The sequence below is a fragment of the Bradyrhizobium sp. 1200_D9_N1_1 genome, from assembly GCF_052075915.1.
GTDB lineage: Bacteria > Pseudomonadota > Alphaproteobacteria > Rhizobiales > Xanthobacteraceae > Bradyrhizobium > Bradyrhizobium diazoefficiens.
Map to the genome: position 1 here is coordinate 5,398,346 of NZ_CP197226.1, position 22,182 is coordinate 5,420,527.

The 22,182-nt window shown below is 64.7% G+C and carries 27 protein-coding genes; 12 read left to right on the top strand and 15 right to left on the bottom strand.

Going from position 1 to position 22,182, the window contains the following annotated elements; translation table 11 throughout:
- The first annotated feature begins 181 nt into the window (after positions 1-181).
- The 3 genes from AB5K84_RS26175 (at position 182) to AB5K84_RS26185 (ending at position 3,306) form a co-directional block, all read left to right on the top strand.
- The gene (locus AB5K84_RS26175) at positions 182-1,144 is read left to right on the top strand and encodes an AraC family transcriptional regulator (protein WP_038966800.1); all 963 of its coding nucleotides are present in this window, start codon (positions 182-184) and stop codon (positions 1,142-1,144) included.
- A gap of 1,276 nt (positions 1,145-2,420) precedes the next feature.
- Entirely contained in the window at positions 2,421-2,654 is a 234-nt protein-coding gene (locus AB5K84_RS26180) for a DUF3551 domain-containing protein (RefSeq protein WP_074077712.1), read from the top strand.
- Positions 2,655-2,778: 124 nt separating this feature from the next.
- Complete coding sequence (locus AB5K84_RS26185; RefSeq protein WP_038966799.1) at positions 2,779-3,306, top strand: hypothetical protein; 528 nt, start codon at positions 2,779-2,781, stop codon at positions 3,304-3,306.
- A 160-nt stretch (positions 3,307-3,466) separates the two neighbouring features.
- Here AB5K84_RS26185 and AB5K84_RS26190 read toward each other — a convergent pair whose 3' ends face one another.
- The 3 genes from AB5K84_RS26190 to AB5K84_RS26200 all read right to left on the bottom strand — a co-directional run bounded on the left by AB5K84_RS26190 (position 3,467) and on the right by AB5K84_RS26200 (position 5,116).
- On the bottom strand, positions 3,467-4,171 hold the full coding sequence (locus tag AB5K84_RS26190) for a hypothetical protein (protein WP_038966798.1): 705 nt from the start codon (positions 4,169-4,171) through the stop codon (positions 3,467-3,469).
- A gap of 267 nt (positions 4,172-4,438) precedes the next feature.
- The gene (locus tag AB5K84_RS26195; protein ID WP_007609497.1) at positions 4,439-4,588 is read right to left on the bottom strand and encodes a hypothetical protein; all 150 of its coding nucleotides are present in this window, start codon (positions 4,586-4,588) and stop codon (positions 4,439-4,441) included.
- 57 nt (positions 4,589-4,645) lie between these two features.
- Positions 4,646-5,116 (bottom strand): hypothetical protein, encoded by a 471-nt coding sequence (locus AB5K84_RS26200; protein WP_011086947.1) that lies wholly within the window; start codon positions 5,114-5,116, stop codon positions 4,646-4,648.
- Positions 5,117-5,230: 114 nt separating this feature from the next.
- On the opposite strand from AB5K84_RS26200, the gene AB5K84_RS26205 reads away from it, so the two are divergent.
- Complete coding sequence (locus AB5K84_RS26205) at positions 5,231-5,689, top strand: hypothetical protein (protein WP_038966806.1); 459 nt, start codon at positions 5,231-5,233, stop codon at positions 5,687-5,689.
- An 89-nt stretch (positions 5,690-5,778) separates the two neighbouring features.
- On the opposite strand, the gene AB5K84_RS26210 is transcribed toward AB5K84_RS26205, so the two are convergent.
- The 4 genes from AB5K84_RS26210 to AB5K84_RS26225 all read right to left on the bottom strand — a co-directional run bounded on the left by AB5K84_RS26210 (position 5,779) and on the right by AB5K84_RS26225 (position 9,270).
- Positions 5,779-6,600: a tetratricopeptide repeat protein gene (locus tag AB5K84_RS26210; protein WP_038966805.1), complete on the bottom strand. Its 822-nt coding sequence runs from the start codon at positions 6,598-6,600 to the stop codon at positions 5,779-5,781.
- Positions 6,601-6,632: 32 nt separating this feature from the next.
- Positions 6,633-7,319: a substrate-binding domain-containing protein gene (locus AB5K84_RS26215; protein ID WP_011086944.1), complete on the bottom strand. Its 687-nt coding sequence runs from the start codon at positions 7,317-7,319 to the stop codon at positions 6,633-6,635.
- Between the two features lie 18 nt (positions 7,320-7,337).
- Positions 7,338-8,039 carry a GrlR family regulatory protein gene (locus AB5K84_RS26220; protein ID WP_028171143.1) on the bottom strand — a complete coding sequence of 234 codons (702 nt, stop codon included), beginning with the start codon at positions 8,037-8,039 and terminating at the stop codon, positions 7,338-7,340.
- Positions 8,040-8,235: 196 nt separating this feature from the next.
- Entirely contained in the window at positions 8,236-9,270 is a 1,035-nt protein-coding gene (locus AB5K84_RS26225; RefSeq protein ID WP_011086942.1) for a glutamine synthetase beta-grasp domain-containing protein, read from the bottom strand.
- A gap of 279 nt (positions 9,271-9,549) precedes the next feature.
- On the opposite strand from AB5K84_RS26225, the gene AB5K84_RS26230 reads away from it, so the two are divergent.
- Both AB5K84_RS26230 and AB5K84_RS26235 read left to right on the top strand, forming a co-directional pair.
- Positions 9,550-9,837 carry a hypothetical protein gene (locus AB5K84_RS26230; RefSeq protein WP_162185834.1) on the top strand — a complete coding sequence of 96 codons (288 nt, stop codon included), beginning with the start codon at positions 9,550-9,552 and terminating at the stop codon, positions 9,835-9,837.
- Entirely contained in the window at positions 9,815-10,018 is a 204-nt protein-coding gene (locus AB5K84_RS26235) for a DUF2735 domain-containing protein (RefSeq protein WP_011086940.1), read from the top strand. The genes AB5K84_RS26230 and AB5K84_RS26235 overlap by 23 nt, the downstream gene beginning before the upstream one ends.
- Before the next feature lie 110 nt (positions 10,019-10,128).
- Here AB5K84_RS26235 and AB5K84_RS26240 read toward each other — a convergent pair whose 3' ends face one another.
- Complete coding sequence (locus AB5K84_RS26240; RefSeq protein ID WP_028171142.1) at positions 10,129-10,455, bottom strand: MliC family protein; 327 nt, start codon at positions 10,453-10,455, stop codon at positions 10,129-10,131.
- A 48-nt stretch (positions 10,456-10,503) separates the two neighbouring features.
- Between AB5K84_RS26240 and AB5K84_RS26245 the strand changes: the two genes are divergently transcribed.
- From AB5K84_RS26245 to AB5K84_RS26260, 4 genes are all read left to right on the top strand, one after another.
- Positions 10,504-11,247, top strand: coding sequence for a tyrosine-protein phosphatase (locus AB5K84_RS26245; protein ID WP_011086938.1), 744 nt, complete (start codon positions 10,504-10,506; stop codon positions 11,245-11,247).
- Between the two features lie 23 nt (positions 11,248-11,270).
- Positions 11,271-11,951: an SDR family oxidoreductase gene (locus AB5K84_RS26250; protein ID WP_011086937.1), complete on the top strand. Its 681-nt coding sequence runs from the start codon at positions 11,271-11,273 to the stop codon at positions 11,949-11,951.
- Between the two features lie 100 nt (positions 11,952-12,051).
- On the top strand, positions 12,052-12,738 hold the full coding sequence (locus AB5K84_RS26255) for a DUF2161 domain-containing phosphodiesterase (protein WP_011086936.1): 687 nt from the start codon (positions 12,052-12,054) through the stop codon (positions 12,736-12,738).
- Positions 12,739-12,841: 103 nt separating this feature from the next.
- The gene (locus AB5K84_RS26260; RefSeq protein WP_028171140.1) at positions 12,842-13,147 is read left to right on the top strand and encodes a hypothetical protein; all 306 of its coding nucleotides are present in this window, start codon (positions 12,842-12,844) and stop codon (positions 13,145-13,147) included.
- Positions 13,148-13,207: 60 nt separating this feature from the next.
- On the opposite strand, the gene AB5K84_RS26265 is transcribed toward AB5K84_RS26260, so the two are convergent.
- Positions 13,208-13,813 carry a GNAT family N-acetyltransferase gene (locus tag AB5K84_RS26265; protein WP_011086935.1) on the bottom strand — a complete coding sequence of 202 codons (606 nt, stop codon included), beginning with the start codon at positions 13,811-13,813 and terminating at the stop codon, positions 13,208-13,210.
- A 150-nt stretch (positions 13,814-13,963) separates the two neighbouring features.
- Positions 13,964-14,365, bottom strand: coding sequence for a PaaI family thioesterase (locus tag AB5K84_RS26270; RefSeq protein ID WP_038966793.1), 402 nt, complete (start codon positions 14,363-14,365; stop codon positions 13,964-13,966).
- Positions 14,366-14,484: 119 nt separating this feature from the next.
- Here AB5K84_RS26270 and AB5K84_RS26275 point away from each other — a divergent pair, with 119 nt between their 5' ends.
- Positions 14,485-15,273: a cobalamin-binding protein gene (locus AB5K84_RS26275; RefSeq protein WP_011086933.1), complete on the top strand. Its 789-nt coding sequence runs from the start codon at positions 14,485-14,487 to the stop codon at positions 15,271-15,273.
- A 114-nt stretch (positions 15,274-15,387) separates the two neighbouring features.
- On the opposite strand, the gene kynU is transcribed toward AB5K84_RS26275, so the two are convergent.
- From kynU to AB5K84_RS26300, 5 genes are all read right to left on the bottom strand, one after another.
- The gene (gene kynU, locus AB5K84_RS26280) at positions 15,388-16,602 is read right to left on the bottom strand and encodes a kynureninase (protein ID WP_011086932.1); all 1,215 of its coding nucleotides are present in this window, start codon (positions 16,600-16,602) and stop codon (positions 15,388-15,390) included.
- A gap of 2 nt (positions 16,603-16,604) precedes the next feature.
- Positions 16,605-17,444: a tryptophan 2,3-dioxygenase gene (gene kynA, locus AB5K84_RS26285; protein ID WP_011086931.1), complete on the bottom strand. Its 840-nt coding sequence runs from the start codon at positions 17,442-17,444 to the stop codon at positions 16,605-16,607.
- Positions 17,445-17,478: 34 nt separating this feature from the next.
- Positions 17,479-18,288 carry an alpha/beta hydrolase gene (locus tag AB5K84_RS26290; protein WP_011086930.1) on the bottom strand — a complete coding sequence of 270 codons (810 nt, stop codon included), beginning with the start codon at positions 18,286-18,288 and terminating at the stop codon, positions 17,479-17,481.
- Between the two features lie 229 nt (positions 18,289-18,517).
- Positions 18,518-19,795: an ArgE/DapE family deacylase gene (locus AB5K84_RS26295; RefSeq protein WP_011086929.1), complete on the bottom strand. Its 1,278-nt coding sequence runs from the start codon at positions 19,793-19,795 to the stop codon at positions 18,518-18,520.
- Positions 19,796-19,848: 53 nt separating this feature from the next.
- Entirely contained in the window at positions 19,849-20,574 is a 726-nt protein-coding gene (locus tag AB5K84_RS26300; RefSeq protein ID WP_011086928.1) for a pyridoxamine 5'-phosphate oxidase family protein, read from the bottom strand.
- Between the two features lie 75 nt (positions 20,575-20,649).
- Between AB5K84_RS26300 and pdxR the strand changes: the two genes are divergently transcribed.
- Positions 20,650-22,134 carry a MocR-like pyridoxine biosynthesis transcription factor PdxR gene (gene pdxR, locus AB5K84_RS26305; RefSeq protein ID WP_011086927.1) on the top strand — a complete coding sequence of 495 codons (1,485 nt, stop codon included), beginning with the start codon at positions 20,650-20,652 and terminating at the stop codon, positions 22,132-22,134.
- Positions 22,135-22,182: the final 48 nt, after the last annotated feature.

Consider the following 22,182-nt stretch of genomic DNA (forward strand, 5'->3'; position numbering starts at 1 on the left):
TCCGGGGGGATGGACAGGCGTTTCCTGCAAGGTCGCGGTTCTTCCATCCGCCGTCGGCGAAATGGTTGCCGCACCTACCGTCGGCCCGCTGCGGCATGATCTATTCCGCGGGCATTTCGGACGATAGGGATCAATCGTCCGCATGTTGTGTCCGATCGTCCACCGGTCTAATCTGGACCGCATGGACATCCTCACCCAGGTGCTCGATCGGGTTCGTCTCGGCGGGACGTTGCTCTTCCACTTCGAGCTCGGCCATCCCTGGCATCTTGAGTTGCCGGCGCGCCCCTACGCCCTGTTTCACTATCTCAGCCAGGGTTCGGCGACCCTCGCGCTCGAACAGGGAGAGGAAATCCAGATGACCGAGGGCGATTTTGTCGTGATCACGCGCGGCGAGCCCCATGTGTTTTATTCGGATCGCCGGGCCGAGCCTTTGCGCATCGCGGATATCGAACGGTCGTCGCCACGCCTCGGATTCCTTCGTCACGGCAGCCGTGCAAAGCCGCTCTCGACCATGCTCTGCGGCAATTTCACGGTGTCGCGGCCGATGTTTGGCAGCGTGCTGGAGTTGCTTCCACCCGTGCTCTTGCTGAAGCCGACGGCGGACCGTGGTTGGCTTGAAGCAATCCTGCGCCGCATGATGAGCGAGTCCGCGCTCGAGCGTCCTGGCCAAGGCGTCGCGCTTTCACGACTGACGGAAGTGCTCTTTGTCGAGGTGCTGCGAAGCTGGATCGCGTCTCTCAGTCCCGGACAAGGCGGCTGGATCGGGGCCATTTCTGATCCCCATATCGGACCGGCGCTGAAGCTAATTCACGAAAGTCCGGAGCAGCTCTGGACGCTGAGCGACCTTGGCCGTCGCGTCGGGCTTGGCCGCTCGGCATTTTCGGCGCGCTTTACCAGGCTCGTCGGCCAGTCCATGCACCGTTATGTGATCGAACGCCGAATGGCGGAGGCGGCGTTTCTGCTCGAAACAAGCGATGAGCCCATCGCGCGGATTGCCAGCCGGGTTGGTTACGAGACAGCGGCGGCGTTTTCGAAGCTGTTTCACCGGCATCACGGACATTCGCCAGGCCGCTACCGAGCCTCTCGACGCGCCGACGGAGGCTACGCGCAATCGGGCAATTCGCAAGTACACGTATCCGATTGACCTCGAGCAAGCGCGCTGTCGCCATGTCTGCAAGTGGCCCATCGCCGACAACGTCGCCTTCCAACAGCAAAGCAGACGCGACGAATTTATGAGTACCCGCCCTACGCCCGCCGCATCAGCTTGAGCCGAAGCCGCCAGCCGCAGGCTGCGCTTGCCGGCGCGCTGGTCGATGCCTGGGTGAAGACCGGGGCGGCGTGTCCGGCTCCGTGACGAGGCGCTAGGGCGAGTACTCATGACCGTCGGCTTCCGAAGATAAAGCGGACGTCGCCCCGCTTGGTCATCATCGCCGGCTTATGACCCATAGCCGACGTACTACGGCCGTTGGCCCGATGTCGGCTTTTTGACCCTCAAGGACATTGAGGCTGAGTTAGGATATTGCAGCCCGGCAATGTCGCCCCTTCGAAGGATGCATGTTGCGATAGCTGACACTTCACGACATGGATCAAGCCGTTGTCGTCCAACGGCATGCACGTGATCATGCGAAATCCATGGCAAAGCGAGACTTGTAACTTTCGTGAAGCCCAAGCCAAACAGAACCGCGCCCGGAGGCCGGTCATTCATCTTCGATCACGAGAACAGAAAGGTCCCAATCAGCAGGCCCGCAGCGAAAGCGAAAAGCCCCAATGTGCAGCATGAAACGATACGGACGAGGATGCGAACTTGCTCCTCGTACTCCTCTTCTGCGGTCTTGTGGGACTGAGCCGTCACTGCAACTGCCCTGCCATCGCCCAGATTTGGCAAATATACGCTCGAAATCATGGTCAGCGCGAGGCATTTTAGTCCCGCCGCGATGCCCTGTTCGTGATCTGGCAGGCATCCCTTACGGGAAGGATCATTGAAGCCTCTCTTGAGGCTACTCTCGGCTCAGCGAGTTGGCGGGCAAATTGAGCACAATTGAATGTCCGCCGGTTGATGTCCGGCTTTGCCCCAATGCGGAGCGGGCTGCTTTCATTCCCCTGCGACGCAGATGTCGAGTGCAAGCGCCGACGAGGTGATCAAATAGCAGATCTCCGCAGCTAGCGCCGAAATTGTTCGCTTATCAGGGTAGAGAGAAAGCAACTGGCCGACCTTCCAAACGGCGCTTTTGACCCCAACCGGCCCTCCGGCATGAAAACTCCGCACCGACGCAGGATCTCGGGAAATCCACTGCGAACTCTAAGGGTTTGATCGGATGATCATCCGGAACGCTGAAGCTACAGTCGACCTTGGTCCCGGTGCCTTTCCAACCCAGTGGAGCACAGGTGAGCACTCACCCAACGAGTACAGGAGGACTCCGATGTGCCGTATTCTGTTTGCTGCGGTCTCCACCATTTTGATCTTGGTCACAGTCGGATCACTCTCGCCCGCGGTCGCAGATCGCTACTGCCTACAAGGCCGCCGCTGGGGCCATCCCGGCAACTGCCAGTTCTCGACTCTCCAGCAGTGCAGGACGGCTGCCTCCGGCACACATGCGTCCTGCGGGGTCAATCCGCGCCATGCATTCGGACGCTCGCGGCAGGGCAGACAGTAGTTGAGCGCCGCGGGCGCACCGGGCCGATAATTGTTGGTGGGTGCGGCTTGATTATTGAGAAAATCGTCGACCTGGATGAGTCCCGTTCTGCCTGAATTTCAAGGAATCAAATGGAGGGATGAGAATGTCGGTCCCCTGCAAGTTCGAACGCAGCCTCCTCAGCCACGAAGAATATGAGACGATCCGCCTCACGCACCATCCTGCCATCTATGACGTCGAAATCGCTGAGCTTGAGGCCATGCGACCCCGCTTGCGCAAGATGCGCAATAAGGAGCGAACGCTCGGCCGACAAAGGCAGCGACAGGGGCGCGGAAAAGCCGAGGCTCGCGGAGCCAGCTTTCCAGGAACCGCCGAGCATGCATCAGAACGCAAGCAAGTCTTCGCCGCGGCGCTGAAGCGGTTGAACAACGAGCTTCGGCGTCTTCACAACCTGGCAGCTCGGACCGCGCATGTCGAAGCGGCTCGAAAGGCTCTCGCGCTGCATCGAGCGGCGAACTTCACGATTTATCCCCCAGCCGGAGCCACCGCGAACGAAGGCATGGTGCCGAAGGCAGGCACACGCCGAAGAAAGACCATTGCAGGCGCAAAGATCGGACGAGTGTCGCAGGCGACGAAAGTCGCGCAGGCGGTACGCGACGCGCGAGGCGGATGAGCCTGAGTTGACCCATAACGAACTTGATGCGCAACGCATGCCCTTGTGATCGACGAAGGGCGTGATGTCGCTGTTGGCCCACGGCCGACATCCAGACGTATCGGATTCAACGTCGCCTTCCAACAGCAAAGCGGACGCGACGAATTTATGAGGACACGCCCTAGGCCCGCCGCATCAGCTTGAGCGAGGCCGCAAGGCGCAGGCTGCGCTTGCCGGCGAGCGCGATGCCTTCGAGCTCGCCGCTATCCGCCGTGCAAGTCCCGGAGAAGCCAATCCCGACCTCATAGCCGCCGAACACCGGATTTTCGCCTTTCGCCGGCGTGTGCTCCTGGTTGAGCATCTCACCCTTCCAGCGGCCGTCGGCCGATGAATAGGAGCCGAGATAGTAGAAGAACGCATCGCCGCCGAGGATGCGGCCGTCGATCAGCAGCATCACGCCGGAGAGTCCGGCATCGACACCGTCAAGCGCGCGCAGGCTCATCCCATAGAGCCCGTTGACGATGCCGCAAGGGCCGACCGCGCCGCTCGGAGGCACCGCCTCGTCGTCGAGCCGGGTGAGATTGGCCCAGAATTTTGCGCCCGGCATGGTGTCCGCGCCGCCCTCCAGACGGATCTGGTTGCCGTGCAGCCTCCCGCGTGCCCCGATCGAGGCGACGTCGGCGCCCATCAGCGGCTTGTAGTTCGGATCCAGATTATGCCGCTCGGTGATGACCTCGGCGATGATCTCGCCGTCGCGCTCGACATAGGTGCCAAGATGCGCGAAGCCCGAATTGCCGCCCAGCATCTTGCCGTCATGCAGGCACATGATGCTGCGGCCGAACGCATCGTTGACGCCGTATTCAACCTTGTAGAGTCCGTCCAGCAACGCAATGAACCCGCAAAATCGGAAAGGAATCGGAAGGCTACCTAGCACCGCCGCCGCACCAAGGCCATCCGGCTTTTGCGCGCAGGGCCGCTCGCCGGACCCTCCGCTGCATGATGCCATCATGCCCCTGTTTTGCCCGACGGGTCAACCGAGATTCGCCAAATCCGCAATCCGTGATTTCGTTGCGATTTCAGTGCCCCGGCTACTGTGCATGGGGTTGTTTTTCGACTTTTTTGTTCTGCGTGGTCCCGGCCGCCTCGCCCCGCGCTAGTGACGCTTGAAATATTGCACCTCGCGCTCGTGCTTCTCGGCCGCCGCGCGGCTCTTGAAGGTGCCGAGGTTGCGACGCTTGCCGGTCTTCGGATTCACCTTGCGTGAGTAAAGGCGATACTCGCCGGATGCCAGTTTGCGGATCATGATCACGCCTCCTGTCGGGTTTTCGGATTCAACCCGCTGCGCGCGAAATCCGTTCCGTCACGGCTTGGATGGCGGCGCAAACTGCTGATTGGCGAATGGCGCCTGGTCGGAAGGAACCTTCATGACGACGAAGTTGCGCTTCATCGACCGGTGGCAGGTGTTGCAGCCCTCCGTCAAATCGCCAAAGGCCTTTGCGAATTTGCGGCCGTCCTTCGCCGTGAGCGCGTCGGACATCGATTGCAGCGATGGCTCCAAGGTCGTGACATTACCGACGGGAATGCCTGAATAGAATACGGCGGCCTCGACCAGGCTGGCCTTGAGCTGGCGCAGCTCATAGGCCGCGAGCTCCCAGTTCTGGGCCTTGCCGGCCAGCCAGAGTTTCTGGTGACGCGTCTGCGCGGCGCCCATGATGTCGCCGAGGCGCGGCACATACTGGTCCGAGGATGGCGATTTGAGGTCCTGCGCCGTTGCCACGGCGGTTAGCGCGCCAAAGCCGGCCAGCGCCAGCATCCACCCCCGAAGCCTCATCGCAGGTCTCCATTTCTCGTGAGAAGCAAGTGTACGCTGGCGCGGTGCCCGGGAGCCTTGCGCTCGATCAAGGGCGGCGTCGAACCCGTCGGCGCACGCGCACGACAAAGGGGCATGAACCGGACCGAACCATCCGCCGAAGAGCAGATCGAGGCCTTCATCACCAGCGCGGCGAAGCAACCGCTGCTCGATGCCGCGTTCGAACTCTGGCGCTGGCGCTACCGACTGGATTCGATCGAGGGGCGCCCGACCGCCGAGGAGGTCCGCATCAATCGCACCCTCTCGCCGCAGCAGATGGCCGAGAAATATCGTTACGACCGCGACCATGCCCATGAGGGGTCGATGTTCGGCTATGTGAAGCGAGCTCATCCTCGCGCCGACGACAACGCGATCAGGCAGGCCATCATCACCGCCGTCAAATTCGAGGGCGCGGCCGAGGCCCATTTCAAATGGGACGGTGATTTCTGGGACTGCGTCGTACGCGCCGTGGCGCAGGCCGCCGCGGAATATCCCGATTTTCTCGAGACGACCTATCGCGACGCCCGCAACAATCTCGCCTACTACATGAAGTGAGCTACAGCATGATCCGGAAAAGTGGGCAGCGGTTTTCCGAAAGGATCATGCTCAAACAATAATTCTAAAGCGCGATCTCATCGCGCGCTTTAGAAGCACAGCGTGGTGACGAGCTTGCCCTGCTTGTCCTTGATCGCGTAGGGGCAGCGCAGCCGCTCCAGCGCGGCCTTGGCGTCCTCGTCGCCGAGCGCTGCAGCGCGCTCGTAATAGGCTTTCGCGGCGTCCTTGTCCTTCGGCCCGCCGCGACCTTCCTGCGCGAAGGCGCCCATCCGCTCCAGCGCGCCGGGATGGTTTTGCGCGGCCGCCTTCTCGAACAGCGCGCGCGCCGCGACGTCGTCCTTCGCACCGCCCGTGCCTTCGGAGAGCATCAGGCCGAGCTGATACTGCGCCTCCGCGTTGGTCTCGGCGGCCTTGCCCAGCAGCGCGCGAGCCTGCGCGGGATCGGCCGGCGCGGCGCCACCGGCGCCGCCGAGCGCGGCAAGATTGCTGACGCCGCGGGGATTGCCGGCCTGCGCCGCCTTCTCGAACAGCTTTCGCGCCTGCGCCTCATCTTTCGCGACTCCTGATCCCGTGCCGTAGAGCACACCGAGCTCGACCATGGCCGCGCTCGATCCCTTGTCGGCGGCCTTGCGCCAGGCGGCGATCGCCTCCGCCATCTGACGGCCGGCGGCATAGGCGCGGCCGAGCTCGAACATCGCGCGCCGCGAGGATGGCGCGGCCTGCCTGCAGAACTTGATGGCGGTCGCGACGTCGGAGGCAGCGACCTCCGGCACGCCCTTCACGTCGGCCGGCTTGTCGGGATCGCTGGGATCGGCTGCGACCCGGTCGCAAAGGACGAGGTCGGCCGACTGCGCATGCGCCGCGAGGGGCGCGGCAAGCGCAAGGAAAATGGCAAGAAGATAGGTCCGCATGAGCACCACGTTGCGTTCCCGGCCCGGCAAATTCAAGGCTCGAGTCCGGATTGACGGAGAACGGACACGACCTCCGGCGATGCCAGGTAGCGCAGCAACCGGTCCGCGGCGTCGGCCTGTTTCGCGTTCGCCAGGCGGCCGGCGGAGAACACGGCCGGTGTCTGCAAATCGTGCGGGACCGGGCCGACGACCTCGATGCCGGCAACCTGCTTCAGCTCGCTGATCTGCTGCACGGCGAGGTCCGCCTCGCCGTTGACGAGCCGCTCGGCGGTAAAGCCCTGTTCGACGATGGTGGCCTTGGCGTTGATCTCGGCTGCGATCCCCATCCGGACGATCAGCTGGGCGAAGTAGACGCCGCTGGCGCCCAGCCGCGAATAGGCGACGGACCGCGCCGCAAGCAGCGTCTTGCGCAGCGCAGCTTCGGTGGCAATGTCGGGATGCGCCTGCCCTGCCCGCACGGCAATGCCGACGAAGGAGCGCGCGAGATCGGCCGCGCTCTCCGCGACGACGCGGCCCTCGCCGATCATCTCGTCGAGCCCCTCGCGCGTGAGGATGACGAGATCGGCGGCCTCGCCGTCGCGCAGCCGCTTGAGCAGCGCCAGGGTCGGCGCGAAGTCGGCATCGACGTGGATGCCGCTAGCGGTCTCGAACGCGGACGACAGGCTGCGCATCGCGCCCATCAGGCCGAGCGTCGAAAGCATGCGGATGGTCTTTTCCATGTGTCTTCCCGGATGAGATCAGGCGCGGTGCATCAGCTTGAGCGCTGCGGTCAGGCGCAGGCTGCGCTTGCCGGCAAGCGCGGTTGCCTCCAGCACCGCCTGCTCCGCGTCGTAGCTGCCGGAGAAGCCGATGCCGACCTCGTGGCCGCCGAAGATCGGATCGTCCTTGGCCGGCGTGTGCTCCTGATTGAGGATCTGGCCCTTCCAGCGGCCGTTCGCGGCGGTGTAGCTGCCGAGATAGTAGAACGCGGCATCGCCGCCGAGAATGCGACCCTGGTTGAGCAGCATCACTCCGGTGAGGCCGCCGTCGACGCCGTCGAGCATGCGCAGGTGGATCGAATAGAGGCCATCGGCGATGCCGCCCTCGCCGACGCCGCCGGCGATCGGCACCTCGTCCTCCGTGATCGGCGTCATCACCGACTGGAACGGCACGCCCGGCAGCTCCTTCAGCTCGCCCTTGAAGCGATAGAGATCGCCGTCGGCCCGGCCTTTCGCCAGCAAGGTCGCGTCATCGGTGCCGGCCATGGCGCGGTAGTTCGGATCGGGGTTGTGGCGGACGGTCTTGATGACGATGTCGACGCCGTCATCGGTCTTCTCGTAGGTGCCGATATGGGCGAAGGCCGAATTGCCGCCGAGCATCTTGCCATTGCCGGCATGCATCACGCTCCGGCCAACGGCGTCGCCGAGCTGAAACCGCACCTTGTAGAAACCCTCAAACACCAGCCGTCCCCGGCCCTGCGCACATCCGGGCACAGTCTATCCCGCTTTCGATGACGATGGACAAAATTCACCTCATCACAGCCGGCGGACCACAGGAACGGCCGTCATCAAAATGCAAAAAATCCGCCGGAGCCTTTCAGCTCCGGCGGATTGAATGCCAACCCGGGCCAGCCCCCTCGCCCGGGCCGGGAGGATCTTAGGCGACCGCCTTCTTCTCGGTCGGCACGGACGAGATCGTCTTCAGGATCTGCGAAGCGATCTGGTATGGGTCGCCCTGCGAGTTCGGGCGACGGTCTTCCAGATAGCCCTTGTAGCCGTTGTTGACGAAGGAGTGCGGCACGCGGATCGAAGCGCCGCGGTCGGCCACGCCGTAGCTGAACTTGTTCCACGGCGCGGTCTCGTGCTTGCCGGTCAGACGCTTGTCGTTGTCCGGGCCGTAGACGGCGATGTGGTCCATCAGGTTCTTGTCGAAGGCAGCCATCAGCGCCTCGAAGTACTCCTTGCCGCCGACCGTGCGCATGTACTCGGTCGAGAAGTTGGCGTGCATGCCGGAGCCGTTCCAGTCGGTGTCGCCAAGCGGCTTGCAGTGGAACTCGATGTCGATGCCGTACTTCTCGGTCAGGCGCAGCATCAGGTAGCGGGCCATCCACATTTCGTCAGCGGCCTTCTTGGAGCCCTTGCCGAAGATCTGGAATTCCCACTGGCCCTTCGCGACTTCCGCGTTGATGCCTTCATGGTTGATGCCGGCCGCGAGGCAGAGGTCGAGATGCTCTTCGACGATCTTGCGGGCGACGTCGCCGACGTTCGAGAAGCCGACGCCGGTGTAGTACGGGCCCTGCGGCGCCGGATAACCGGAGGTCGGGAAGCCGAGCGGACGGCCGTCCTTGTAGAAGAAGTATTCCTGCTCGAAGCCGAACCAGGCGCCGGCGTCGTCGAGAATGGTGGCGCGCTTGTTGGAGGCGTGCGGGGTCTTGCCATCGGGCATCATGACTTCGCACATCACGAGCACGCCGTTGGTGCGCGCGGCGTCCGGGAAGACGGCGACTGGCTTCAGCACGCAATCAGAGCTGTGGCCTTCGGCCTGCTGGGTGGAGGAGCCATCGAAGCCCCAGAGCGGAAGCTGCTCGAGCGTCGGGAACGACGCGAATTCCTTGATCTGAGTTTTGCCGCGCAAGTTCGGAGTCGGCGTATATCCGTCGAGCCAGATGTACTCGAGCTTATACTTGGTCATTGAGCCTCTCTGTAGATGATGCGAAAGGTTGGGGGCCCGGGGGCCCCCCACGTTTGTACCCGGCCACCATCGGCCGACCGTTTACAAGCATTTTGCGTGCCAAATGGCCGCATTGGGGGCGGTTTTCCACCGCGGCCGCCCCCCCCCCCCCCCCGCGAGCGGCCGGTCGTCCCCGGCGGCGTGCGTCATAGCGGCGCACCTTTGCGTGAAGCTGCACTGCAAAAATCCCGCGGAAAACGCCTGATTCTGGAGCAGGCCGGCCGGTGCCGGAGGTTGCCGATGAAACGCGCATCAACGTCCGGCAATTTTCGCAAAGTCTTCGCCCCATCGCCGGCAACCTTCGCAATGGCCCAAGCGTTAGTCACCAAGCTGGTGCCTTGGAGGATGCAGAATGCACGCTGCCTAGAAAATAAGCTGAAACTGATTTCCTTTTCAGCACTTTGCATTTCGGGGCGCGCGGCCGATATGGGGATTCCAGTAACCACAATCGAACGAGTCGGGCGCACCATGGAGGCCAAGCGCTTCGACCCGAGGAGATACCGCAATGATGAACAATGGTCTGAGTGAGGGATCTGCAAAGATCTATCAATTCCCCGCCGGGGGCCGCGCGGCTCTCGGAGGTCGCCGCTACGGTGAGGCCCGCCTTCCTGCCGACCGTCTCTCGCTTCCTGTGAACGAGACGATCTGCAGCGGAAGCTGGTACCATCAGGAGGCCGTCGACGAAGCCAAGCCGAAATGGGATCGCTAATGCCTGCGTTTGGTTCAATCCCGCGACGCTCCCTGGAGCGACCGGCAGCAGTTTGAAGAGGGTCGAAACAATGAGGTTTCGACCCTTTTTGATTCTTGATGGCAGCGCGGCTAGAGCCCGGGCTTTTCGACCATTGCGCAGGCCGTGACCGGCCGCTTCAGATGCTTGACGGTGGTCGCTCCCGTCTTGCCTATCCTCAGCGTGACCCCCGCCCCCGAATAGCGTGCGCCCGAGACCGTCAGCCGCTTGGCGAGCGTGACGGGTTCGCCGTCGATCTGGAGGAAGGCGCGCTTGTCCGCGTCATAAAACCCGACGATGAACTGCGTACCATCGGCGCAGCGGTAGGTCTGGAACGTCTGTGCACCGGCCAGCCGCATGCCGAAGATTCCGCTCGCCAGCATGGTGCTCGCCAAGACAATGGCCTTGTGCCGGTTCATGATCGCCCCCTGTAATGATCCGCCGGCAACATAACAAAAGCATATCCGATGTCAGAGCCCCCTGCCCGCCACCTCGCCTTGCAAGGCGCCAGCAATTTCCGCGATCTTGGTGGCTATCCGACCATCGATGGCCGCACCACGCGCTGGCGGCACATCTTCCGCTCCAACCATCTCGGTCAGCTCACCGCCGATGACATCGAAATCGTCCGCGCGCTCGGCGTCAGGAGCGCGTTCGACTTTCGCGGGCTGGAGGAGCGCGCGGCCGGTGTCTGCGTCGTGAACGAGATCACCGTGCACTCGCTGCCGATCGAGCCGACGGTTGTTGCCGCGCTGCGCGCCGAGCTCGCCCGGGGCACATTGACGGCGCCGGTTGCGCTGGAGCTGATGCGCGAGTCCTATCGCAACTATGTCCGCTACAACACGCACAGCTTTCGCGCGCTGTTCGGCCATCTGCTGGAAGACCGCGCCCCGCTCGTGATCCACTGCACCGCCGGCAAGGACCGCACCGGCTTTGCCAGCGCGCTGATCCTGCATGCGCTCGGCGTTTCCGACGACGTCATTGCCGAGGACTACCTCCTGACCAACCGGCACTACCGGCGCGATGCGTCAAACGCCTCCGATCTTCCCGCCGACGTGCTCGACGCGATCGGCTCCGTCGAGGCCTCGTACCTTGCGGCGGCTTTCGAAGCCGTCGGCAGCGACTATGGCGACCTCGAAACCTACTTGCGCGACGGGCTCAAGGTCGGCACAGCAGAGCGGACCGCACTGAAGGCGCGCTATCTGCAATCGTAGGCGGCCGCGCCGGGAGAACGACAATGCAAGGCAAGGTTCTGATCGTCACCGGCGCGCTCGGCGCTCTCGGTAAAGTGGTTGCGGAGATCGCGCAGTCTCGCGGCGCACGGATCGCCGGCATCGATTACGCGCCCTCGCAAGTACCAGCGACGCCCGAGCGCATCGAGATCGGCGGCGTCGATCTGTCCGACGCGGCGCAGGCGAAGACCGCGGTTGATGCTGCCGCGAAGCACTTTGGCCGGCTCGATGCGCTGATCAACATCGCCGGCGGCTTTGCCTTCGAGACCGTCGGCGACGGCGACACCAAGACGTGGCAGCGCATGTATGCACTCAACGTGCTGACCGCGCTCAACGCCTCCCGCGCGGCGCTGCCGCATCTCGCCGCATCCAGCGCCGGACGCATCATCAACATCGGCGCCATGGGCGCGCTCCAGGCCGGCAATGGCATGGGTCCCTATGCGGCGTCGAAAGCCGGCGTGCATCGCCTCACCGAGGCGCTGGCCAGCGAGTGGAAGGGCAAGGTGACGGTGAACGCGGTGCTGCCGTCGATCATCGACACCACGGCCAACCGCGCCGACATGCCGAAGGCGGACTTCACCAAATGGGTGACGCCGCAGGAGCTTGCCGAGGTCATCCTGTTCCTCGCCAGCGACGCCGCGAGCGGCGTCACCGGCGCGCTGATCCCGGTGGGCGGGCGGGTGTAGTCGAAGTCCGATCCGGTCGTCTGATGAGTGCCGGCTCTGATTCAATCGGAGCCCTGAACGCTCTAGACTGTCCACAATTGATTCTCCGATCGGAACACCTGTGGAAACCGCGCTCTACCTGCCCGTCAAACGCTTCCTCGAAGAGCTCGGCTTCACGGTCAAGGGCGAGATCGGCGGCTGCGATCTGGTCGGCCTCAGCGCCGGCGACCCGCCGGTGGTGGTGATCGGCGAGCTCAAGCTTGCCTTCAATCTCGAGCTGATCCTCCAGGCGGTCGACCGCGCGCCGGCCAGCGACGAGGTCTGGATTGCGGCAAAGATGTCGGTGCGCGGCAAGGGCCGCGAGAGCGACTCGCGCTATCGCAATCTCTGCCGCCGCCTCGGCTTCGGTATGCTGGGGGTCACCGACCGCGGCCAGGTCGAGGTGCTGGTGAAGCCGCCGACCGCGGCGCCGCGACGCGAGCCGAAGAAGCGCTCGCGCCTCGTTGCCGAGCATCAGCGCCGCCAGGGCGATCCGGCGCTCGGCGGCAGCACCCGCGCGCCGATCATGACCGCCTATCGGCAGCAGGCACTGGCCTGCGCCGCGGCGCTCGCCGACGGCCCACGGCGCGTGGGCGAGCTGCGCGAGCGCTGTCCGGATGCCGGCAAGATCTTGCTTAACAATGTGTATGGCTGGTTCGAACGCACCGAGCGGGGAATCTACGGGCTGACCGCCGCCGGACACTCCGCGCTGAAGCGCTGGCCGCAGCAACGGATCGAGATCGACGCCGGTGCTCCGTCACCGTCCTGACACGGGATCGATGCAAGCCGTGAATAGCTGAGCTGCCACACCAAATTCATATTGCAATGCAACATAGGCGGCACTAGGTATCCCGGATCGAAACGAGGCCCCCATGAGCGCAGACTGGAATACCAAGTACGGCACGCGGCGCGTGCGTCACGATCCGCCCACCCTGGACGAGGCGATCTTCGCCGCCGTCGGCATCACCGACGACCAGGAGCAGCAGGCCGAGATCGCCGCAGCTCTGATGGGGATGCCGCTCGATGTCGTCCAGGCCGAGGTGAAGAAGCAGGCCCGCACCAACAGCCGCATCACCGCCACGCGCGTGATCGCCGGCGAACAGGGCGCACAGCGCTCGGTGGTGGTCGAGCGCCGCGTCGTCCGCCGCTTCGGCACCGGTACACGCACCGGCACCTGAGCGCCCCATCCACGCTCCCCAATACAAGAGCGGACCGGTTTTGCCGGTCCGCTTTTTGATTCAGGCGGCGCGATTGCCGTACATGCTGGAGATGATCTTCCAGCAGGTCGAGTTGAAGCTGAGAAGCGCGCGCCCGGCCGTGAACGGCGCGGCCGCGAGGTCGGCCAGCTCGGCTTCCGGCGTCTTGGCGAGATCGATCGTGCCGGTCGATTCGCCATGGTGGAAGGCGAGATGGGCGCCGAACTTCCTGGCGAGCGCCCGCATCGCGTGATTCTCCGCGCCGGTGGTGATGCGCAGGCGCTTGTAGCCTCTCCAGCGCGCTTCCGCGATCAGGCGGCGGAACAGCACGGTGCCGACGCCCTGGCGGCGTGCGGAGGCCTCCACGCTGAAGGCGACTTCGGGCAGCGAATCGTGCTCCGGCGGATGCAGCTCGGCCGCACCGCGGACCACGCCGTCGACGATATAGGCGACGATCACGGTGCCGTCTTCGGCACAGCGGGCGGCGTAACGCTCGATGAAGCTGTCGTCGAGAAAACCGTTGAAACGATCATGCCGGCTTTCGGCATCGAGCCTCAGCAGATGGTCGCGCAGCAGCGGCAATTCTTCCTGCTGGATCAGGGTCCGCACATAGCCTGGGGCGGTGCGGAGCGTCTCTTCAAGTACCACGTCAAAACTCCTCTTGGTGTCCCTCGAGGAGGCGTTCGAATCCCTAGGCTCCCTATGTTGTGCATCGCACCATAATTTTCAAGACTGGAACCTGCCCAAGTTAAGGGCATCGGGAGCGACTATTTCGTTAACAAAATCAAAGGTCCGTAGTTATACGAGGACCAGCTGCGTCTGGGTCACCACCGCGACCAGCTTGCCGTCCTCGGTTTCCAAACGGGTGGTCCAGACCTGGGTCCGCCGGCCCCGGTGGACGGGGGTGGCGGTGGCGATGAGCGTGGTTCCCTCCTTGGCGCCCCCGATGAAATTGGTCTTGCTCTCCAGCGTGGTCGTCCCCTTGGCGTCCTCGGGCAGGTTGATGACGGTCGCCGCCGCGCCGACGGAATCGGCCAGCGCCATCACCGCACCGCCGTGGATGGTGTGGTGGAGGGTGCAGAGATCGGGGCGGACGGTCATCCGCGCCACCACGCGGTCCTTCTCGGCCTCGACGAATTCGACGCCCTTGAGCTCGGCGAACGGCATCTTCATCGCTTTAAGTTTCTCGAGCGGCGTCATCGGACTTCCTCCCAATTCGTTGTTGTCCCAGCGTGAATTGCTTCGCGCGGCAAAGCAATGACGTCCGAGGTCATGGCCATGCTGACATCGGCGCCCGCATTTGTGCATATGCTGCTCCCATGCGTCACTTCCCTCCCCGCCGCATCGTCTGCCTGACCGAAGAGACGGTCGAAACGCTCTATCTGCTCGGCGAGCAGGACCGCATCGTCGGCGTCTCCGGCTACGCCGTGCGCCCGCCGCAAGTGCGGCGCGAGAAGCCGCGGGTATCGGCCTTCGTGTCGGCGGACATCCCGAAGGTTCTGGCGCTGGAACCGGATCTCGTGCTCGCCTTCTCCGATCTCCAGGCCGGCATCGTCGCCGATCTCGTGCGCGCCGGCCTCGACATCCACGTCTTCAACCAGCGCGACGTTGCGGGAATCATGGCGATGATCCGGACGCTGGGCGCGCTGGTCGGCGCCGCCAAGCGCGCCCAGGAACTCGCCCAAGGATTCGAGCTACGTCTCGCCGCGATCGCCGCAACGCCCCGTCCCTCGCCGCAGCCAAAGGTCTATTTCGAGGAGTGGGACGACCCGTTGATATCAGGCATCGGCTGGGTGTCCGAGCTGATCGAGATCGCCGGCGGCGCGGACGTGTTTCCGGAGCTACGGCATCGGCAGGCGGCCAAGGATCGGATCGTCTCGGCGGACGACGTGCGTCAGGCCGCCCCCGACGTGATCCTCGCATCATGGTGCGGCAAGAAGGTTGTGCCTGCCCGCATCCGCGCGCGCGAGGGGTGGGATGAAATTCCGGCCGTGCGGGACAACCGCATCGTCGAGATTAAGTCACCGATCATTCTCCAGCCGGGGCCGGCCGCGCTCACCGACGGGCTCGATGCGATCGTGCAGGCGCTGTGGGGCGAGCGCTCCTGATCTCTCCTGCGTCATTGCGAGCGAAGCGAAGCAATCCAGAGCGTCTCTGCGGAAGGATCCTGGATTGCTTCGTCGCAAGGGCTCCTCGCGATGACGGATGGGCGGGCACCGTCCTCACGTCACCGCGTTCACGACCTGATATTCCGGCCGGCGCCATACCTCGCCTGCGATCACCTCCTCGATGATCTCAGCCGCCCTCATCACTTCGCTCTCGCCGATATACAGCGGCGTGATGCCGAAGCGCATGATGTCGGGAGCGCGGAAATCGCCGATGACGCCGCGGGCGATCAGGGCCTGCATGGCGGCGTAGCCGCCATCGAAGGCGAAGGAAACTTGCGAGCCGCGGCGCTCATGCGCGCGCGGGGTCACCAGCTCTAGGGACGGACAGCGGCGCCCGACTTCCGCGATCAGGAGATCGCCGAGTGCCAGCGAGCGCGCGCGGACCTCGGCGATATCGACGCGGTCCCATATGTCGAGCGAAGCCTCCAGCGCCGCCATCGCCAGCACCGGCGGGGTGCCGACGCGCATGCGCTCGATGCCGCCGGCGGCGACATAGGCGAGTTCAAACGCGAACGGCTTCGCGTGGCCCATCCAGCCCGACAGCGCGGCGCGCGCACTGTCGGCGTGGCGCGGCGCGACGTAAAGGAAGGCTGGCGCGCCGGGGCCGGCGTTGATGTATTTGTAGGTGCACCCCGCGGCGAAATCGGCACCTGACCCTGCAAGATCGACCGGCAGTGCGCCGGCCGAATGGGCGAGATCCCAGACCGTGACGATGCCGAGCGCATGGGCTTTCGCCGTCAGCTTCGCCATGTCGTGCCGGCGGCCGGTGCGGTAATCGACCTCGGTGACGTAGAGGACCGCGATCTCCTCCGACAACGCAGCCTCGATCTCCTCCGGCGCGACCAGTCGCAATTGATGCCCGCGCCCGAGCGTCGCGATCAGGCCTTCGGCCATGTAAAGGTCGGTCGGGAAATTGCCGGTGTCGGACAGGACGACCTTGCGCGATGCGCTCATGTCGAGCGCGGCCGCAAGCGCCTGGTAGACCTTCAGCGACAGCGTGTCGCCGACCATCACGGAGCCGGCTTCCGCGCCGATCAGCCGGGCGATGCGATCGCCGACATGGCGCGGCTGGGCATACCAGCCCGCGGTGTTCCAGGCTCGGATCAGCTCGTCGCCCCACTCGGTGGTGATGACGCGGCTGACGCGCTCGGCAACGCCCAGCGGCAGCGCGCCGAGTGAATTGCCGTCGAGATAGATCACGCCGTCAGGCAGATGGAACATCGCCCTGGTGTCGTCATAGACGCGAAGCTTCGACTTGGTCATGGACATCTCTAGAGGATGGTGCGGACGCGCCAAAGTTCGGGGAACAGCTCGACCTCCAGCATGCGCTTGAGATAGCTGACGCCGCCGGTGCCGCCGGTGCCGCGCTTGAAGCCGATGACCCGCTCGACCGTCGTCACGTGGTTGAAGCGCCAGCGCCGGAAATAGTCCTCGAAGTCGACCAGCTTCTCGGCGAGCTCGTACAGCATCCAGTGCGTCTCCGGCGCTTCATAGACGACACGCCAGGCCTGCAGCACGCCCTCGTTGAAGCTGTGGGTCTCGCGGACGTCGCGCGACAGTACCGCGGCCGGCATCGTGAGTCCGTTGCGGTCGGCCAGCCGCAGCACCTCGTCATAGAGGCTCGGCGTCGCGAGCTCGGCCTCGAGTAGCTTCGTCACCTCGGCATCGTGCGCGTGCGGCTTCAGCATGGCGTGGTTGCGGTTGCCAAGCAGATATTCGATCAGCCGGTACTGCCGCGACTGGAAGCCCGAGGACTGGCCGAGCTGCGAGCGGAAGCGCGTGTATTCGCTCGGCGTCATCGTGCGCAGCACGTCCCAGGCGTTATTGAGCTGCTCGAAGATGCGCGACATCCGCGCCAGCATCTTCATCGCGGGCTGCACCTCGTCCCTGGCGATGGCACGGCGCGCGGCGCTGAGCTCGTGAATGGCGAGCCGCATCCACAGCTCCGTGGTCTGATGCTGGATGATGAACAGCATCTCGTCATGCGCTTCCGACAGCGGATGCTGCGCGCCGAGGATCGCATCCAGCGCCAGATAATCGCCATAGGACATGCGCCGGGAGAAGTCGGTCTCGGCGCCTTCGCTTGCAGGATCGTAATCGCTGGACGTCATGGCTGGCCCTCCCGATCGATCATTCCGGCCCGGCTCAGTCGAGGCCGATCAGGCGCGCGGTAATCTGCGACGACGGATCCTTGAGCCCGTCGATCACGGTGAAATGGTTCAGCGCCGGCTCGACGACGAGGCGCGTCGGCACGTCGAAGCCGGTCCAGACATTGGCCAGTAGATCGGACTGGCGGATGAATTCGGGCCGCTCGCCGCCGCCGACCCAGGCGGTCACAGGCGAATGCCCGCGCGGCAGATGCAGCGCCGCGCTTTCGAGCGTCGCCTCCTCCATGGTCATGCGCAGCGTCTCGTTCATCTTGGTCTTGAGCAGCGGACGCAAGTCGTGCAGCCCGCTGATCGAGAGCGTGCCGGCAATGCGGTTGTAGACGGCGGGCTCCAGCCGGCTGTCATCGCACAGCATGCGCGTGACGAGATGGCCGCCGGCCGAGTGGCCGGCAAGGCGGATGGGACCTGCGACAAGCGAGGCCGCTGTCGCAATCGCGGCGGTGATCTCAGCGGTGATGTCGGAGACGCGCGCAGCCGGCGTCAGCGTGTAGCTCGGCAGCGCCACGGTCCAGCCCTGGTGCCGCGCGCCTTCGGCAAGATCGGTCCACGCCGACTTGTCGAAGCGCATCCAGTAGCCGCCATGGACGAAGACGACGAGGCCCTTGCTGTCGCCGTCGGGCAGGACCAGGTCGAAGCGCTGGCGTTCACCGGCGCCATAGGTGATGTCGGCGCGAAACTCCTTCAGCCCGGCGCGGTAGGCCGCCGCCCGCTCCGCCCACTGCGCCGGCATCTTGTCCGAGCCCGGGATATGGGCCGAATTGGCGTAAGCGTCGTCCCAATCGCGCATCGTTACTCCCTCGACGGACTCAAGGCGGCCGCCAGTCTGCCACCGGGAACGGCCGCATCCTAGTCTTTATTTTAAGCTTAAAGTATCTGGATGAGGCACCGCTAGCCTCTCCACTCGTCATTCCGGGGCGATGCAAAGCATCGAACCCGGAACCTCGAGATTCCGGGTTCGCCCTTTAGGCGCCCCGGAATGACCAAACGTTTTGTTCGCAATGACGTCGGAGAGTGACCTACGCCTTCTCCACCCCGCACCACTCCGCGATGAACAGCGCCATGGCCTTGGTCGTCTTCTTCAGCGACTCCAGATCAACGTATTCGTTGAAGCCGTGCATCTCGCCGCCGCTGGCGCCGAAGCAGAGGCTCGGGATACCGTGATTGAGGCCGTAGAAGCGGGTGTCGGTGAGCGCGGTGAAGACGAGGTCCTCGACTGCGCCGCCATAGACCTTGTTGAAGGCCTTGCCGAATGCCGCCTCGGGCGCTGCCGCGTCGGTCAGCTCATAGCCTTCCGACAAAAAGCCCGACCATTCGACCTCCGGCGGGTTGTTGGCGAGGAAGCGGTGGTTGCGCGAGGCAGCAGTGACGCAGGCCATGATCTCCTTCTGGTGATCGGCCACCGACCAGCCCGGCAGGATCGCGATGCGGCAATCGACGTCGCACCAGGCCGGGACGCTGGAGGCCCAGTCGCCGCCCTTGATGATGCCGGGGTTGAAGTTAATGGGATGGTTGATCGTCCCAAAATGGCGATCGGCCTTGGCCCGCTCGTTCCATTCGATCTCGAGCTTTTGCAGCGCATGGACCAGATGATAGGCCGCCATGATCGCATTGGAGCCGGAGCCGGCGAACGCGACATGGGTCGGATGGCCCTTCACGCGCAGGCGAAACCAGATCACGCCGACCTGCGAGCGCACCATCTTGCCGCCGGTCGGCTCCGGAATGAAGCAGGCGTCCGCGCGATAGCCGCGCTGGAGCGTCGAGAGCGCGCCGACACCGGTGCTCTCCTCCTCGATGACGGACTGGAAGTGGATCCGCCCCGTCGGCTTGAGGCCGGCGGCCTTGATGGCATCGAGTGCATAGAGCGCGCCGATCGTGCCCGACTTCATGTCGCAGGCGCCGCGGCCGAACATCTTGCCGTCCTTGATGACAGGCGAAAACGGTGGTGTGTCCCACAACTCCAGCGGACCCGCCGGCACGACGTCGCAGTGGCCCTGGAGGATCAGCGATTTGCCGCCGCCCGTTTGCGGACGGTAGGTGCCCACCACCGAGCGCGCCTTGGAAAAATCATGCTCGATCGGACCGAAGCCGCGCAGATCCTTCAAATCGTCGACATTGATGTGCCAGTCGTCGACCTCGTAGCCGCGCGCGCGCAGGAGGTCGCCGATCATGTCCTGGCACGGCCCCTCGGCCCCGCGGGTCGAGGGGATCGCAACGAAATCACGGGTGGTCGCAAGCTGGGCTTCGAAGCCGGCATCGACGGCGTCAACAATCCTCTGCTGCGTTTCGGCATTCATCAGGCAACTCCAGGCATTCGAATGGTCCCAAGGAGCGCGCAAGCTAGCCGATTTCAGCCGTTCGGGTACTCCACAAAATATGCATCCCGCAATGCATCTTCGAGCAGGCGGCCTTCCGAATAGCCATCGAGCGTCGCGGGGCGCGTCACACCCTCGAGCAGGCGCGGACACGGCTCCGGCGCGCCGAGCACGGTGCGCACGGGAATGCGCTCGGCGTAGATCGGCAACGCATAGTCCTCGTCGTCGTCCGCAACACCCTTGGCGCGGATTTTTGCCGAGGCCTCCTCGATCTCCATGGCGATGAAGGAGGTCGCCTTGATCTCCTGCGTGTTGCTCGCCCGCAGGCTCGCTGTGCGGTCCGGGAAAAATCGGTCGACCATGGCGATTACCGCCCGCTCCTTCTCCTCGGGGTCGGTGACGAGATAGGCGGTGCCGAACGCCATCACCGCGCGATAGTCGGCGGAGTGGTTGAAGCCGCAGCGCGCCAGCACGAGGCTGTCGAGATGGGCGACCGTGAGGCAGACGCGCTCGCCCCTGGTCTGGTTGCGCAGCATGCGGCTGGCGCTCGAGCCGTGCCAATAGAGCTTCGTCCCCTCGCGCCAGAAGAAGGTCGGCGTGCAATAGGGCTGGCCGTCGATGACATAGGACACATGACAGAGCATCGAGGAATCCAGGATGCGATGAACCGTGTCGTGATCGTAGAAGCCGCGGTCGTGACGACGCTTCACCTGGTTGCGCGCTGAGGTCGGATAGGAATTTGAAGTCTCGGTCTGGCTCACGGCCGCTCCTGTCGGGAATGGAACAGTTCCAGGGCAGTTGTAGCGGCCGATTTGGTCTGCGATAGTGCCAATTCCATGCAAAAAATCTCGACCAATTCGCCCTCGCCCGCCAAGCCCCCTTCTCCGTCGAAGCCCGAACTGCCGCTCGACCTCACCGGGGCGCACATCACCGCCGGCGCATCGGCGGCGCACAGGCTCTACCAGGCGCTGTGCGAGATGATCGTCTCCGGCCTCGTCAAGCCCGGCGAGCCGCTGCCGCCGTCGCGCACATTGGCCAAGCAAACGGGCTTCCGACGCAACGCCGTCGTCACCGCCTATGAACGCCTGATCGCCGACGGCTTTGCCGATGCCACCGTCGGCTCCGGCACCTTCGTCGCCGCGCGGATTCCAGCGCGCGCCGCCGAGCCTAAGAAGCCGAAGGTGATCGTCGAAGCACCGCAGCAAGGCGCGTTCTCGCTCGGCTGCACCCATATCGACGAACGCGCCGTGCAGCGCTTCCGCGCCTTTGTCGGCCGGCGCATGCGCGCGTTCGGGTCCGAGCATCTTCACTATGGCGATCCCCGCGGCAGCCGCGAGCTGCGTGCGGCGATCGCCGATCGTCTATTGTCGGCGCGCGGCCTGCGCTGCGACCCCGACCAGATCATGCTGACGTCGGGCACGCTGCATGCCCTGCGCATCGTGCTGAGTGCGATCCTGAAGGCGGGCGACCAGGTCTGGTGCGAGGACCCAGGTTACCCCGCCGCGCGCAAGACCATCGCGCATTGCGGTTATCGCGCCGTGCCCGTCCCCGTCGACGAGCACGGGATGCGCATCGCCAAGGGCCGCACGGCGGCGCCGTCCGCGCGCGCGGCCTATGTGACGCCGTCGCACCAGTTTCCGCTGGGCGTGCAGATGTCGATGCCGCGCCGGCTCGAACTGCTCGACTGGGCCAAGCAGGCCGGCGCCTTCGTGCTGGAGGACGATTACGACAGCGAGTTCCGCTATGACGGCGCGCCGCTGATGTCGCTTGCCGGCATCGATCATCTCCAGCGCGTGATCTACATGGGCACGTTCGCCAAGACGCTGTTTCCGGGCCTGCGCATCGGCTATTGCGCCCTGCCCGAGCGTCTGATCGCCGACGTGACGGCCGCGCGCACCGCGCTCGACCGCTTTCCCGGCACGCTGATGGAAGGCGCGGTGGCCGACATGCTCAACTCCGGCGCCTTTGCGGCGAACCTGAAGCGGGTGCGAAAGCTCTATCGCGAGGCTCGCGATGCGCTGGCCGAGACGCTGGAGACCAGATCCGATGGTGTGCTGTCCGTGCCGGTGCCGTCGCAGGGCCTGCATCTTGTCGCAAGGTTCGATCCGTCGGTCGATCTGTCGGTCGCGGCCGAGGCGAAGCTGGCCGCCGGCGCCGAAGGCTGGCTGTTGGCCGACACCTATTCACGCACACGCCCCCTGCCCGGCTTCGTGCTGGGATTTTCCGGGCATGCGGTTCCGAAGCTCGTGGCATCCGCGGAACGGCTCGCGCGGGAATCGCGTGCGGCGTTGCGCGTGAGCAGATCGGCCCGGCGCGCGTGACGAAGCTTTGCTATCAGAATCGGCGACCGCTCCCTACATTGCGGCATC